The sequence below is a fragment of the Mucilaginibacter sp. Bleaf8 genome, from assembly GCF_018390515.1.
GTDB lineage: Bacteria > Bacteroidota > Bacteroidia > Sphingobacteriales > Sphingobacteriaceae > Mucilaginibacter.
Genome location: NZ_JAHBBK010000003.1, coordinates 761525 through 775420, shown reverse-complemented (window position 1 = coordinate 775420; position 13896 = coordinate 761525). Strand labels below are relative to the sequence as shown.

The window sequence follows — 13896 nt, the reverse complement described above, 5'->3', positions numbered from 1 at the left end:
AAACCATGAGGCGCTTTTTGTTTATAATACCTGATTACTTTTTCAACCCTGCGGTTACTTTTCCTATCAAAGCCTGCACCCATTGTGCGTACATCTTACCGGAAGGATGCAAACCATCGGCGGCAATTAAGGAGCGATCCTGCGCTGCTAATCGGGAGCCAGGCGTAATATCAGTATAACTTATACCAGCCTTTTCAGTCTCAGCTTTATTGATGGCATTGTACTGATCAATCTCAGCAGCAATCTGTGCACGGTCACGACCTTCCGCAAAAGGCGTTGCCCCCCAATCGGGTATCGACACTACAAATACCCTGCTTTTATTACCCCCGGCATAAGTGAGTGCGGTATTCAACAACTGTACAAACTCTGTACGATACGTATTACTCTCATACCCGCGGTACTGGTTATTTACCCCAATCAGCAAAGTAACAATATCAAACTTTTGGGTAAGCGCCTGCGTGTTTATTGCCGCAATCAGTTCATCGGTTGTCCAGCCGGTACGGGCAATGATAACAGGTGAAGCCGTTGCATAGCCCTGCTGGTGGAGTAGCGCAGTGAGCTGGTAAGGAAAGCTCTCCTGCTGAGGCACAGCTTCGCCGATGGTATAGGAATCGCCAAGTGCTAAACAGGTAATATTACCGGCAACAACGGTTTGTGCAGTATCTGGTTGGTTATCCATTTTTACGGTTTTACAACTGCTTAATGCAGCCGTTATCCATAAGGTTAATGCTATTATCTTCATTCCACTATCTCCATACCAAACAGTACGGAAATATGGCGTTTCAGGATTTCTTTTACTTCATTTAAATCAACCTCACGCCCCAGTTCGCGCTGTAGCGAGGTTACATCTTTATCATCAATACCGCAGGGCACAATGCTGTTAAAATAGTCCAGGTTGGCATTTACATTAAAGGCCAGCCCATGCATGGTTACCCAGCGGCTGCAGCGTACGCCCATAGCACATATTTTGCGGGCGCGCTCATTATCGGCATCCAGCCAAACACCGGTATAACCCGGGTACCGGCCGGCAGTAATACCGTATTCGGCCAGGGTATTTATCACGGCCTCTTCCAGCGTACGCAGGTACAGGTGTATATCGGTAAAAAAGTTATCCAGATCCAAAATAGGATAAGCTACCAATTGGCCAGGCCCGTGATAAGTGATATCGCCACCACGGTTAATGGGATAATAAACAGCTTCTTTTTCTTTCAAACCGGCTTCGTCCAGCAGCAAATGCTCGGGTTTACCGCTTTTGCCTAAAGTATACACATGAGGGTGCTGGCAAAATACCAGGTAATTAGGCGTTAATATATCCTCATCGGCTTCACCACCGGCGGGTGCAGCCAACTGGCGGTTGCGCAGTTCGGTCTTTAATCTTACAGTTTGGCCAAACAGGGTTTCCTGCCTGTCCCAGGCTTCTTTATAATCAATCAGGCCCCAGTCCTGAAAAACAACTTTTTTGTTCTTCATCGTTACTCTTCTTTAACGTAACCAATCATATAATCTTCATACTGCATGTAGGCCACCTGGTAATCTATCGCTACATCGTCTTTACGTAAATGCGCATTCAGGCTACCTTCGGCAGCAACATCAAAAGCATCTAAGGCAATGTTGTCTGCAAACGAAACCTCTTTGCGGCCATAGCATTTGTATACAGCCTCTTTAGCGCACCAGCATACGTATAACTGCTCAATTTTTTGGGCCGGATCAATAAAGTCCATCTCGCGGGGCTTCATAAACTTATGTGCAATCCGCTCTACCTTTTCTTTTATCTGTTCAATATCAATACCCACCGGCTTTGACCGGCTAATCATAACCGCCGCATAATCAAATGAATGGCTTAAAGATATATGGTAAGGCAAATTAACCAGGTAAGGCTTTCCATGCGCATCTATTCTACAGTCAATGTATTCGTCGGTATTGAGCATGGTACGTAACAACACGCGGGTGCTCAGCCATTGCAGGCTGCGCTTGCCCCTGGCCAGCTGTTCAACAAAAGCCTGCTCTTCATCATTAAGCTGCAGTTGCCCAAGCAGCGTTTCTGCATCTTCCTCAATACGCCAAAGCGCAAATTCGGTATCGCTGCCAATTTGCTTTCTATATGCGATGGCCATAAAATAAAATTGCGAACATAGGAAACAAAATTAGTGTAAATAATCTAATTTAGTCCACCCATTCCGGAAGGCAATATGATTTTATCGGACAAGCGAATATTAGAGGAAATTGAGAAAGGTAATATCATTGTTGAGCCTTTCAGAAGAGAGTGCCTGGGCACTAACTCGTACGATGTGCACTTAGGCAAATACCTGGCTACTTACCGCAACCGCGTGCTGGATGCACGTGTACATAACGAGATCGACTCTTTTGAAATTCCGAAAGAAGGCTTTGTACTACAGCCCGGCACCCTATACCTGGGCGTAACCATGGAGTATACCGAAACACATAAACACGTACCATTTCTGGAAGGCAAGTCGAGCACCGGGCGATTAGGCATTGACATACATGCCACTGCCGGTAAAGGCGATGTAGGCTTTTGCAACACCTGGACGCTGGAAATATCAGCAGCCCAACCGGTACGCATTTACGCCGGTATGCCTATTGGCCAGCTTATTTATTTTGTAGTAGAAGGCGAAATCAGCACACTTTACAACACTAAAGAAAACGCTAAATATAACAATCCTACTACACGGCCGGTTGAGAGCATGATGTGGAAAAATAAATTCTAAATTTACCGTTAATAGCTATATGCCAACAGCTTAATAAAACTTATTGGGCTGCTTGATAGTATATTTAAAATAGCATTAACCGGTTCAAATGAATTTCAGAAAAACACTTTTATATACCTGTACTATTGGCTTGGTACTGGGGCTGGCTGGCTTTGTATGGGTTGCCGACGATCCCGTAATAACCCGTATTACCTCCGTGCTGGAAAAATGGACAAATGATAATCCGCAGGAGAAAGTTTATTTGCAGCTGGATAAGCCTTATTATGCCGTTGGCGATGATATCTGGTTTAAAGCTTATATAACCGTTGGTACCGAGCACAAATTATCTGCATTAAGCGGTTCATTGAATGTAGAATTAATTGACGACCGCGACTCTGTAAAACAGTATGTTAAACTACCTGTTACCAGTGGCATTGCCTGGGGCGATTTTGCATTGAGTGATACTCTTCGTGAAGGCACCTATCGCATCAGGGCCTATACCAACTGGATGCGTAATGCAGGCGAAGATTACTTTTTCAATAAAACCATCGCCATTGGCAATGCAGCAACCAATACGGTGTTTACCCAAACCCGCTTTACCTACAGTACAGTAAATAACGAGCAAAAGGTAACCGCCCTGATTACTTACAACAGCTTGAATGGTACACCCTATACGGGCAAAGAAGTAAGCTACAAAGTACAGCTTAATGACAGGCAAATAACCCGCGGCCGCGGCATAACTGACAATCAGGGTAACATCCGGGTTGAATTCGAAAACACCAATCCAGCACTGCTTACTTTGGGCCGCATTATTACCGACATTAAAGTAGCCGACAAAAAGACCATCAATAAAACCATACCGGTAACAGCTACGTCCAATCGTGTAAGCGTACAGTTCTTTCCAGAAAGCGGGTACCTGGTTAACGGCATACGTTCAAAAGTAGCGTTCAAAGCTGTTGGAGCTGACGGTTTGGGCGTTGATATTAAGGGTACTGTTACCGACAATGATAACCAGCAGGTAGCCACCATCAGTACCCGGCACCTGGGCATGGGCTACTTTGCCCTGGCCCCACAAGCGGGTAAAACCTATACCGCGCAACTTACCTATCCCGATGGCTCGCAAAGCACCGTTAGCTTACCACAGGTGCAAGCGCAGGGTTATGTGATGAGCATTAATCAAACCGATTCGGCCAATATCAGCATCCGGGTAACCGGCAGCGCTAACCAGACCGGCAGCAATCAGGTTTATGTTGTGGCCCAGTCGGGTGGCGCTGTTAAGTTTGTGGCCAAAAACAACAATGGTAGCAATACTTTTGGTACTTTAATACCTAAAAGCCGTTTTCCGTCGGGCATTACGCAATTCACTTTATTTTCTGCAAACGGCGAACCGCTGAACGAGCGATTAGTGTTTATACAAAACAGGGCCGATCAATTAAATTTAAATGTAAGCGCAGCACAATCAGCTTCGGGCGTACGCGAAAAGGTTAAGATTAACCTAAATGCTACTAATAATGCCAGTAAACCGGTAGTTGGCCTATTTTCGGCAGCGGTAATTGATGAGAGCAAGATAAAAACCGATGAGGCAACTGAAACATCCATTTTATCCAGCATTTTACTCACATCAGAGCTGAAGGGATTTATTGAACAGCCCAATTATTACTTTAGCCAGGTAAACGAAACAACGCAAACTGATCTGGATGTTTTGCTGCTTACCCAGGGCTACCGCCGCTTTGAGTGGAAGCCGCTATTGGCGAGCAATTTCCCGGTACCTGTTTATCAACCCGAAAAATCATTGCAGATAGCCGGTACCATCAAAACATCAGGCGGCAAACCTGTACCCAATGCCAAAATCACTTTGTTTACTACTGCAGGGGGCACGTTTATATTAGATACGGTTGCTGATACGCAGGGCCGCTTTGCCTTTAACAACCTAATATTTAAAGATAGCATCCGCTTTGTTTTACAGGCACGAACTGCCAAAAACGGCAAGAATGTTGAAATTATATTAGACCGGTCTACCGGGCCAGCTGCCATTACCAAAAGCAGAAATATAACCACAATTGATGCCAATACAGACAGCCGGCTAACGGCCTACCTGAAACACAACAAGGAACTATATGATACCCAAACCCGGTTTGGTTTAGGCAACCATACTATTGTGCTGAAAGAGGTAACGATTACCGAAAAGAAAAAAGCTGCGCTGGAAAACTCATCTAACCTGAACGGGCCGGGCAATGCCGACCAGATAATTATGGGTGATTTGTTTACACAGATGGGCTGTACCACTATTGACCAATGTTTGCAGGGCCGGCTGGTAGGCGTGGTATTCCGCAACGGTATTCCGTATTCAACCCGCAGCTTTAACCAGCCTATGCAAATTATTGTAGATGGTGTATATATAGAACCCGATTACCTGTTTTCGCTCAATACCTTTGATATTGCCAGTATTGAAATATTACGCTCGGGCGCTCATACGGCTATTTACGGCGGTCGTGGCGGCGGTGGCGTAATGATTATCAACACCAAGCGTGGTGGCAGTTATACCTACAATGCTGCGCAAATTTATGCGCCAGGGGTAATCACGTATACACCTAAAGGCTATTACAAAGCCCGCGAGTTTTATTCGCCACAATACGATGATCCTAAAACCAACAAGGCAATTGCCGATCTGCGCACAACCATTTTCTGGCAACCTAACATTGTAACCAACGAAAGCGGACAAGCATCGTTTGAATATTACAATGCCGGCAGCCCGGGCACTTACCGGGTAGTAGTTGAAGGTATTGATGCCGATGGTAACCTGGGCCGCCGGGTATATCGCTATACGGTACGGTAAGAGCAGTATTGAATATGTAAGTTCTATCTGTTCTGCTCGCGTTGGTACAGATAGAACTTTTCTGAGATATACCGTTTTAGCCATTTAGGTTTTTTCGCTATGGCGGCGCAGGCGGTGGCTTAGTGAGGTGTGCATGTGGGCAGCGGCACCAGCAATGCTGAAACTAAGATTAGCTATTGCATGACCAAGGGAATGAATTTGGAGAATTAACAACCGGACTTGATTTTTATTGCAGCTTTTAGGTAACTTTGCTGTGATATGCCGACTGAAGTACAGGAAGAAACGCTTACGCTTGAAGAAATACTGGCGAGCCTGAAAGAAATGCACCGCCTGATTTTGTGGAACGACGATGTAAACAGCTTTGAACATGTGATTTATTGCATGATGAAATATCTGGATTACTCAGAATCGCAAGCCGAAAAAATTGCCTGGAAAGTACATAACGAAGGTAAATGCGCCGTACTGGAAGGATCATTTACAGAAATGGAAGTTTACCGCAAAATTTTACAACAGGAAGGCCTTACCGTTACGGTAGAATAATTTCGGCCCCTATATAATACAGAAAACGTCCTGCGTTGATGAACGCAGGACGTTTTTTGTATTAAGCCCTGAGTTAACACTCAGGTAAGCTGATCGGAATATTGATAGCCAAGCCACCGTCTGATGTTTCTTTGTACTTGGAATTCATATCCAGTGCGGTTTCCCACATAGTTTTAATTACGGCATCAAGGCTTACTTTTGCTTTGTCGGGGTTACTTTGCAGCGCCAATTGCGAGGCTGTGATTGCCTTAATAGCCCCCATGGTATTCCGCTCAATACACGGTACCTGTACTAAACCGCCAATTGGATCGCAGGTAAGGCCCAGGTGGTGTTCCATGGCAATTTCAGCCGCCATCAACACCTGCCTTTGCGAACCACCCAGGCATTCAGTTAAAGCCGCTGCCGCCATGGCTGATGACACCCCAATTTCGGCTTGGCAACCACCCATTGCTGCTGATATGGTAGCTCCCTTTTTGAAGATACAACCAATCTCGGATGCGGTTAATAAAAACTGCATAATGCGGTCTTCATAGTAACCATCGCAAAATACAATAAAGTATTGCAGCACTGCCGGTATAACACCAGCCGCGCCATTGGTTGGCGCTGTTACCACCCTACCGAATGAGGCATTCTCCTCATTAACTGCCAAGGCGAAACAACTTACCCAATCCAGAATATTTTGAAAGCTGTTGCCGGTTTGGCGTATTACATTCACCCATTCATCAAAGTTACTGTACGGTGCATTTTTGGTAAGCCTGCGGTTCAGGTCAGCAGCGCGACGGGCCACATTTAAGCCGCCAGGCAGGTAGCCCTTGGTATGGCAACCGCGGTACATGCACTCTTTAATTACCCTAAAAATATCAAGCACACCTTTGCGGGTTTCAGCTTCGGGTCGCCAGGCCTGCTCATTTTCCAGTACCACCTCTGATATTTTGAGGCCCGTTTTACGGCACCAGTGTAATATATCATTAGCAGTATCTATCGGGAAAGGTAAATCTACATCAGCTTTTTGCTGACTGGAGCCCCCCTCCTTGACTACAAAACCGCCCCCTATAGAGTAATAAGTTTCGGATATGGCCTTGCCGGTACTCAAAAATGCCTGGAAAGTTACCGCGTTGGGGTGGAAAGGCAAACTCTGGCTGAACAAAAACAACATATCGTCCTCCGCAAAAAAGCTAACGGGTTGCTCGCCGCCAAGGTTTAATTTATGCTGTTGGTTAATGCTTTCTATCTCACTATCAATTTGGTTAACATCAAACGTAACCGGGTCATAACCGCTTAGCCCTAATAGAATAGCCACATCTGTACCGTGCCCTTTACCTGTTTTAGCCAGTGAGCCGTAAAGCAAAATTTTCACCTGAGCTACTTTATCCAGCACCTGCTGCTCCTGCAGGGTATATACAAATTGCTGTGCAGCACGCCAGGGGCCCAAAGTATGTGAACTTGAGGGGCCTATGCCTATTTTAAATATATCGAATACGGATAACTGTTCTTTTTGCATGCTATGACAAAGATATACAGATAATTGGCAACGTTATTGTTATTGTAAAATTGTATTATCTTTAACCAAATTTCACTTAAACAAATCATGGATTTTCAACAGCAACAACCTTTTTCGCAACCACCGATGCCTCGTCCAAAAAATTGGCTGGTAGAATCAATTTTAGTTACTCTATTTTGCTGCTTGCCTTTAGGTATTGTAGGTATCATTAATGCAGCAAGTGTAAACAGCCGTTATGACGTTGGGGATTATAATGGTGCCCTTAAAGCTTCAGAGCAAGCTGGCAAATGGACAAAAATCGGTTTCTTTGGAGGAATAGTAGTTGGCGTTCTCTACGGCATATTCGTGGTTATGTTAGGCCGTGGTTAATCAATGAAATATAAAAAGCTATATTTTACGGCAGGATGTGTATTGGTGCTATGTTTTATTGGCATTTACTTTACATACAACCCGACAAAATATAGCTTTTTTCCAAAATGCCCGTTCCATTATTTAACCGGGCTTGACTGCCCTGGCTGTGGCTCTCAGCGAGCCATTCATGCTTTATTACATGCAAACCTTGCGGATGCAATACGTCAAAACTTACTTCTGGTACTGAGCCTACCTATTTTATTGATCCATTTTGGCTATGTGCTTACTTCAGCGTTAAAAGGCAAAAAGTATAAATGGGCATTGTTATACCATCCATTAACACCACGCATTATGGCCGTTATTGTAATTGCCTTTTGGATCGTCAGAAACACCCCATATTATCCATTTAAGCATTAAAGTTATAGCTGCTACTTACAGTAAGATGATTGTAGTCTTTAACAACAGTTTGTAAGAATAACAACTCATCCATACCGTTGTGGATACTTATGTTTAAATGCTGTTTTATTTGGTTTGCCATACTATAAACAACCGCAGTATTACCCGTTTGCATATAGGTTTGAATTACCTCATGTATCAGCGCAACATCTTTATCTGTTAAATTACCTGCTTCCTTGTAAACAGGTTCATAATTAACATCAGCAACGGGCATGTGAGCAATCTGATCCATTTTGCTCCGCGGCTCGGTTTTAATAAGTGTGGTACCGGCTACTATATCGCCCAGGCGCTGGCTTTTTCCGGATGCGGCTATGGTAACAATTGCACAAACGCCGGATGTTAAACTCATATCTACAATCCGGAATATCCACCGCAGGAGGTATTGACCTATTGAAGGCTGGCCACCATTCAAGCTAACTACCTTAATTTTCATGACCCGTTTACCGAAACTTTGTCCGTTCATAAAAATCTCACAAGCTAAATCGTAAAAAACGAACAAGGCGAAATATATAATAACAAGAACAATTAGTCCTGCTCCACTACCACCCGCTACTGCACCACCTACACCGATGAGAATACCTAAAAGATACAGGATTATAAAAATACCTGCGTCAACCAGATAAGCCAGCATACGTTCGCCCAGGCCGGCTACTTCATAATCAATGGTAATGTTTTGTGATGTGGTTATCCTGACGGTTTGCATAATGGCAAAGATAATTGCCTGCTGAACATTTTTAATTGAAAACTAAATTTTTCTATTTAATTTGAGCCGGTAAATTTTACAAGCCTAAGCCATGCGCGAACCCCTGTTTGTTAAACAAAATTCAGGTAAATGGAAAAGCTTTGAAGAGGCTTATACACAGAGCCCCGATGAGCTTGCCGACCGTTTTATACAAATAACGGACGATCTGGCTTATGCCAAAACTTTTTATCCAAACTCTAAAACAACGGCTTACCTAAACGGCCTCGCTGCCAGGTTACACCAGTCTATCTACAAAAACAAAAAGGTTAAAAGCAATCGCTTTATCACCTTTTGGAAGTATGAATTGCCTGCGGTATTTAAGCAGTATCAAAAACAATTACTGTATTCATTTATCCTTTTTACCGTATTCGGCCTGATGGGCGCCCTTTCGGCCAAATACGATGACCAGTTTGTGGAATTGATTTTGGGTCACGAATATGTAGCCATGACCAATGCCAACATTGCCAAAGGCGACCCATTCGGCATATATAAAAGCCAGAATGAGTTTACGATGTTTTTTCAAATTGGCATGAATAACATCTATGTATCGTTCGTGTGCTATGTGGCCGGTGTATTTTGTGGTGCCGGCACCATCTTTTTTATGTTCAGGAATGCTGTTATGCTGGGCTCGTTCGAGTATTTCTTTTTTAGTAAAGGTTTGGGCTGGCAATCTATATTGGTTATCTGGATACATGGCACCCTTGAAATATCATCCCTTATTATTGCCGGTTGTGCAGGCTTAATTTTAGGAAATAGCTTGTTGTTCCCTAAAACTTATAAGCGCATTATATCATTTAAACGTGGCGCCAAAGATGGCCTGAAAATTATTATTGGCTTGGTGCCTATATTTGCTATTGCTGCCTTTTTCGAAAGCTTTGTAACCCGCCATACCCAAATGCCCGTTTGGCTGAGCCTGCTTATTTTAGGGTCATCTTTGGCTTTTATGATATGGTACGTGGTTATTTACCCCAATAAATTATATAAAAACAACACCTTATATGCAACAGAAGATTGAATTGGCCAAGGCTCGCGATTTTGGAGAAATCATCAACGACACTTTTATGTTTGTGAAGCAAAATTTTAAGCCGCTGTTTAAGATCATTCTTACTTTCTGCAGCTTCTTTTTGTTAGCACTCATTGTTCTTCAATATCTTCAACAAGCTAAAATTTTGGGCTTGCAACAGCGTATGCAAAACGACCCGGAGGCGGCTGCGTCTTTTGATGTTCCATCTCTTTTTGGTGTTGAATACTTTCTAACCTTGATATTTAGCTATTTAACACAAACCATTCTGCTTACTACGGTTTTAAGCTATATAGCCCTGTATCGCGACAAAGGCAACATTGCCCCGTCTCCTGCAGAAGTTTGGGGATACATTAAGTACTATTTTCTTCGTATAATCGGAAGCATTTTTGTTATTGGTATTCTTATGGGGCTGGGCTTTGTATTATGTATTATTCCTGGTATATGGTTATCGCCTATCCTTTCGCTTATCTTCCCCATTATCATTTTTGAAAACACCAGTTTAGGATATGCATTCAACCGCAGCTTTTCCTTAATCAAGGATAACTGGTGGGCTACTTTCGGGGCACTATTCGTTATGTTGCTTATCATATCCTTAGGTGTAGGTATTTTAATGGTACCCGGCATGATAGTAACAGCAGCACTTTCATTAACACACTTACACGACGCTTCATCTCTGTTTACACCACTTACTATTATTATGTCGGTACTACAAACACTTGGGTTTGTACTTGCAGCCTTGCCCATCGTTACGTTAGCCCTTTGCTACTTTAATTTAAATGAGAAAAAAGAAGGCACTGGTTTAATGGATCGTATTAATAGCTTTGGCAAGCAGCCTGATACCGACTTACCTGCTGAAGAATATTAAATGAGAAACGTACTATACTTAGGTATTGTGCTTATGCTACTTGGTGCCCCCGCCAGGGCGCTGCCTAATGCCAAGCCCGCCTTGGTACTGCGTACCGATACGGCGCGGATACAAACCCGTTATTTTGACAAAGCCTATTTGGATGAATGCCGTAAGCTGCCGGAGTATCATTACGAAGACTTAAAGCAAAAGCCGTCTTTGTGGACGCGTTTCTGGCGCTGGTTCTGGCACTTGTTTGATGGTTTTAAGGTTAAAAATTCGCATTCATTTTATTACTATTTAGCCATTTTTTTAAAGTACCTGTTTATAGCACTTGGCTTAGCCACACTCATATTTATTCTATTACGATTGGCGGGTATCAAGAACATTTTCCGAAAAAAATCTGCTGAGGCGGAAGTGCCTTATACCGAAAGCCTGGAAAACATACATGAAATTGATTTTAATACGGCGATTGAACAGGCAATTAATGAACATAATTACCGGCTGGCGGTGCGCCTGCTATACTTAAAATCATTAAAGCAACTAAGTGATGCCAACCTGATTAACTGGCAGTTAGATAAAACCAACAGTGCCTATATCGACGAATTGAAAAACATGGAGCAGCGCGATGCCTTTGCTGTGCTTACCCGCCAGTTTGAATATGTATGGTACGGTGAATTCAGCATCAACAGCCAAACGTTCCAAAATATCAATACTTTGTTCACCCACTTTAAGCAAACACTGGCATGAAAGATTTTAAGCTTCTGATGCTGGTTTGCGTTGGTGCATTGGTTATCTATTTAGTAGCCCAGTATAACAAACCCAAGCCGGTTAACTGGATATCAACGCTGTATTACAAGGACAAGATTCCGTTTGGTACAGCCATATTGCATCAGCAATTAAATCAAATATTTCCGGGAGCGGCTGTTACACATACCAATAGTACGCTCAATAAAGTATTTCAGGACAGTAGCTTATCAGGCAATTACATGGTTGTTGCCAAAACTATCGAAACCGACAAGTACGATTATGAACGGTTGGTAAAGTATATCAAGGTGGGTAATAATGTATTTATGTCGGCCTTTGTATGGCAGGGCTTTTTGGCAGATACCTTGAAGCTGCAAATGGGCTCTGAATATAAGCAGGCCAATGCCGGCCTAAACTTTACCAACCCGCGTTTAAAGCGGCCGGGCTATTATACGTTTAAGCACGATGTAAGTAACCAGTATTTCAGTTCGTTTGATACCGCCCATGCCGTGGTATTAAGCCAAAACACATTAGGGCACAGCAACTACCTGCAGTTCAAATTTGGCAAGGGTAATCTATACTTGTGTGCAGGCCCGCATTTGTTTACCAACTATAGCTTATTGAACCCGCAAGGGGCCGAATATGCAGCCAAAGCGCTATCTTATCTGCCTGTTACCAAAAACATTTACTGGGATCAATTCCAGAATAAGGATATACCGCAGGATACCTCGCCCCTGCGTGTCATCTTCGGTAACGAGAGCTTAAGCTGGGCTTACTATATTGCTTTACTAACAACGCTGTTCTTCGTTTTATACCAGATGAAGCGTCGCCAACGCATTATACCGGTAATTGAGCCACTGCAAAACACCACGCTCGAATTTGTAAGTGTAGTTGGCGGGGTATACTATGAGCAGCGCAATAACTTTGACATTACGCTCAAAAAGATAACTTACCTGTTAGAGCATATTCGTAGTAAGTACAACCTAAAAACCGGCTTACTCAATAAAGATTTTGTTGATGGCCTTACTCAAAAGACAGGTATAGACCACGAACTGGCCACCGAGCTGGTTTACATGCTGAATTACCTGCACAACCATACCCAAATATCCGACCAGGAACTGATTAAATTAAATCAATTGATAGAAGAGTTTTATGCAAAATCCAGATAATATGGAAAACCCAGTATTTGAATCGCGCACCGATCTGAGCAAGCTCAGTTACGCGGTTGAGCAAATTAAAGCTACCATTGCTAAAATTGTGGTAGGCCAGCAGGAAACCGTTGACCTGCTGATTGCCGGTATACTGGCAGATGGCCATTTACTGATTGAAGGCGTACCCGGCGTAGCTAAAACACTCACAGCTAAACTAATTGCACGTGCTATTGATGCCCGTTACTCCCGTATACAGTTCACCCCCGATCTGATGCCGTCTGACGTGATCGGTACTTCGGTATTTAACCCTAAAACCACTGAGTTTGAATTTAAGGCCGGCCCGGTGTTTGGCAATATCGTACTTATAGATGAGGTGAACCGAGCCCCGGCTAAAACGCAATCGGCCCTGTTTGAGGTAATGGAAGAGCGCCAGGTAACGGTTGACGGGCACCAGTATAAACTGGATGAACCTTTCATTATCCTGGCTACACAAAACCCCGTTGAGCAGGAAGGTACTTACCGCCTGCCCGAAGCGCAGCTGGATCGCTTTCTGTTCAAGATCGAAGTAAAATATCCAACTTTGGAAGACGAGATTGCCATACTTACCCAACAGCATCAGCAAAAAACAATCGAGCAGCTTACCCAAATTCAGCCCGTATTATCGGCACAAGATATTGTAGCTGTAAGAAAGCAGGTACGCGAGCTTTTTGTAGAACCTAAACTGCTCGAATTTGTAGCGAAAATTGTTTACGAAACCCGTCAGAATAAATCTTTGTACCTCGGTGGTTCACCACGCGCTTCATTGGCTATCATCAACGGTGCTAAGGCACTGGCGGCCATGAAAGGGCGCGATTTTGTAACTCCTGAAGATATTATATGGATTACACCGGCCGTATTAAGGCACCGCATTATGCTTACGCCCGATAAAGAGATGGAAGGCGTTACACCTGACGAGGTAGTGGCTCAAATTATACAAAAAATAGAAATACCACGCTAATA

Annotated in this window: 15 protein-coding genes; 10 read left to right on the top strand and 5 right to left on the bottom strand. The window is 43.6% G+C overall.

Annotation, left to right across the window (positions count from 1 at the left end):
- Nucleotides 1-34: 34 nt before the first annotated feature.
- Genes KHS38_RS16925 through KHS38_RS16915 form a run of 3 tightly spaced genes read right to left on the bottom strand, consistent with a single transcriptional unit; the run spans nt 35 to nt 2114 of the window.
- Nucleotides 35-679, bottom strand: a complete 645-nt coding sequence (locus KHS38_RS16925; protein ID WP_249665441.1) for an SGNH/GDSL hydrolase family protein — start codon at nt 677-679, stop codon at nt 35-37.
- Nucleotides 680-738: 59 nt separating this feature from the next.
- Nucleotides 739-1470: a lipoyl(octanoyl) transferase LipB gene (gene lipB / locus KHS38_RS16920; protein WP_213489718.1), complete on the bottom strand. Its 732-nt coding sequence runs from the start codon at nt 1468-1470 to the stop codon at nt 739-741.
- A 2-nt stretch (nt 1471-1472) separates the two neighbouring features.
- Nucleotides 1473-2114, bottom strand: coding sequence for a 4'-phosphopantetheinyl transferase family protein (locus tag KHS38_RS16915; protein ID WP_213489717.1), 642 nt, complete (start codon nt 2112-2114; stop codon nt 1473-1475).
- 75 nt (nt 2115-2189) lie between these two features.
- On the opposite strand from KHS38_RS16915, the gene dcd reads away from it, so the two are divergent.
- From dcd to KHS38_RS16900, 3 genes are all read left to right on the top strand, one after another.
- A complete protein-coding gene (gene dcd, locus KHS38_RS16910; RefSeq protein ID WP_213489716.1) occupies nt 2190-2726 on the top strand; it encodes a dCTP deaminase in 537 nt (178 codons plus the stop codon).
- 88 nt (nt 2727-2814) lie between these two features.
- Nucleotides 2815-5541 (top strand): TonB-dependent receptor plug domain-containing protein, encoded by a 2727-nt coding sequence (locus KHS38_RS16905; RefSeq protein WP_213489715.1) that lies wholly within the window; start codon nt 2815-2817, stop codon nt 5539-5541.
- A gap of 258 nt (nt 5542-5799) precedes the next feature.
- Nucleotides 5800-6081 carry an ATP-dependent Clp protease adaptor ClpS gene (locus tag KHS38_RS16900; RefSeq protein WP_213489714.1) on the top strand — a complete coding sequence of 94 codons (282 nt, stop codon included), beginning with the start codon at nt 5800-5802 and terminating at the stop codon, nt 6079-6081.
- A 73-nt stretch (nt 6082-6154) separates the two neighbouring features.
- Here KHS38_RS16900 and KHS38_RS16895 read toward each other — a convergent pair whose 3' ends face one another.
- On the bottom strand, nt 6155-7582 hold the full coding sequence (locus tag KHS38_RS16895; protein ID WP_213489713.1) for an L-serine ammonia-lyase: 1428 nt from the start codon (nt 7580-7582) through the stop codon (nt 6155-6157).
- Nucleotides 7583-7669: 87 nt separating this feature from the next.
- Here KHS38_RS16895 and KHS38_RS16890 point away from each other — a divergent pair, with 87 nt between their 5' ends.
- Both KHS38_RS16890 and KHS38_RS16885 read left to right on the top strand, forming a co-directional pair.
- Nucleotides 7670-7951, top strand: coding sequence for a CD225/dispanin family protein (locus KHS38_RS16890; protein ID WP_213489712.1), 282 nt, complete (start codon nt 7670-7672; stop codon nt 7949-7951).
- Between the two features lie 3 nt (nt 7952-7954).
- Nucleotides 7955-8350: a DUF2752 domain-containing protein gene (locus KHS38_RS16885; RefSeq protein ID WP_213489711.1), complete on the top strand. Its 396-nt coding sequence runs from the start codon at nt 7955-7957 to the stop codon at nt 8348-8350.
- Here KHS38_RS16885 and KHS38_RS16880 read toward each other — a convergent pair.
- A complete protein-coding gene (locus KHS38_RS16880) occupies nt 8340-9092 on the bottom strand; it encodes an RDD family protein (protein WP_213489710.1) in 753 nt (250 codons plus the stop codon). The two genes, KHS38_RS16885 and KHS38_RS16880, sit on opposite strands and share 11 nt — an antisense overlap.
- A 91-nt stretch (nt 9093-9183) precedes the next feature.
- Here KHS38_RS16880 and KHS38_RS16875 point away from each other — a divergent pair, with 91 nt between their 5' ends.
- The 5 genes from KHS38_RS16875 to KHS38_RS16855 are packed head-to-tail and all read left to right on the top strand — an operon-like array spanning nt 9184 to nt 13894.
- Nucleotides 9184-10146, top strand: coding sequence for a stage II sporulation protein M (locus KHS38_RS16875; RefSeq protein WP_213489709.1), 963 nt, complete (start codon nt 9184-9186; stop codon nt 10144-10146).
- Nucleotides 10130-11020: a hypothetical protein gene (locus tag KHS38_RS16870; RefSeq protein WP_213489708.1), complete on the top strand. Its 891-nt coding sequence runs from the start codon at nt 10130-10132 to the stop codon at nt 11018-11020. Before KHS38_RS16875 ends, KHS38_RS16870 begins: the two co-directional genes overlap by 17 nt.
- The gene (locus KHS38_RS16865; RefSeq protein WP_213489707.1) at nt 11021-11749 is read left to right on the top strand and encodes a DUF4129 domain-containing protein; all 729 of its coding nucleotides are present in this window, start codon (nt 11021-11023) and stop codon (nt 11747-11749) included. It begins immediately after the preceding gene.
- On the top strand, nt 11746-12915 hold the full coding sequence (locus tag KHS38_RS16860) for a DUF4350 domain-containing protein (RefSeq protein ID WP_213489706.1): 1170 nt from the start codon (nt 11746-11748) through the stop codon (nt 12913-12915). Before KHS38_RS16865 ends, KHS38_RS16860 begins: the two co-directional genes overlap by 4 nt.
- 1 nt (nt 12916) lies before the next feature.
- Nucleotides 12917-13894, top strand: a complete 978-nt coding sequence (locus KHS38_RS16855) for an AAA family ATPase (protein ID WP_213489705.1) — start codon at nt 12917-12919, stop codon at nt 13892-13894.
- The last annotated feature ends 2 nt before the right edge of the window (nt 13895-13896 follow it).

What these genes read in the sequence shown, in the direction of transcription:
- KHS38_RS16875 (WP_213489709.1), top strand. Translation starts at nt 9,184, where the DNA reads ATGCGCGAACCCCTGTTTGTTAAACAAAATTCAGGTAAATGGAAAAGC.
- KHS38_RS16890 (WP_213489712.1), top strand. Translation starts at nt 7,670, where the DNA reads ATGGATTTTCAACAGCAACAACCTTTTTCGCAACCACCGATGCCTCGT.
- lipB (WP_213489718.1), bottom strand. Translation starts at nt 1,470, where the DNA reads ATGAAGAACAAAAAAGTTGTTTTTCAGGACTGGGGCCTGATTGATTAT.
- KHS38_RS16870 (WP_213489708.1), top strand. Translation starts at nt 10,130, where the DNA reads ATGCAACAGAAGATTGAATTGGCCAAGGCTCGCGATTTTGGAGAAATC.
- KHS38_RS16900 (WP_213489714.1), top strand. Translation starts at nt 5,800, where the DNA reads ATGCCGACTGAAGTACAGGAAGAAACGCTTACGCTTGAAGAAATACTG.
- KHS38_RS16880 (WP_213489710.1), bottom strand. Translation starts at nt 9,092, where the DNA reads ATGCAAACCGTCAGGATAACCACATCACAAAACATTACCATTGATTAT.
- dcd (WP_213489716.1), top strand. Translation starts at nt 2,190, where the DNA reads ATGATTTTATCGGACAAGCGAATATTAGAGGAAATTGAGAAAGGTAAT.
- KHS38_RS16860 (WP_213489706.1), top strand. Translation starts at nt 11,746, where the DNA reads ATGAAAGATTTTAAGCTTCTGATGCTGGTTTGCGTTGGTGCATTGGTT.
- KHS38_RS16885 (WP_213489711.1), top strand. Translation starts at nt 7,955, where the DNA reads ATGAAATATAAAAAGCTATATTTTACGGCAGGATGTGTATTGGTGCTA.
- KHS38_RS16905 (WP_213489715.1), top strand. Translation starts at nt 2,815, where the DNA reads ATGAATTTCAGAAAAACACTTTTATATACCTGTACTATTGGCTTGGTA.
- KHS38_RS16855 (WP_213489705.1), top strand. Translation starts at nt 12,917, where the DNA reads ATGGAAAACCCAGTATTTGAATCGCGCACCGATCTGAGCAAGCTCAGT.
- KHS38_RS16925 (WP_249665441.1), bottom strand. Translation starts at nt 679, where the DNA reads ATGGATAACCAACCAGATACTGCACAAACCGTTGTTGCCGGTAATATT.
- KHS38_RS16895 (WP_213489713.1), bottom strand. Translation starts at nt 7,582, where the DNA reads ATGCAAAAAGAACAGTTATCCGTATTCGATATATTTAAAATAGGCATA.
- KHS38_RS16915 (WP_213489717.1), bottom strand. Translation starts at nt 2,114, where the DNA reads ATGGCCATCGCATATAGAAAGCAAATTGGCAGCGATACCGAATTTGCG.
- KHS38_RS16865 (WP_213489707.1), top strand. Translation starts at nt 11,021, where the DNA reads ATGAGAAACGTACTATACTTAGGTATTGTGCTTATGCTACTTGGTGCC.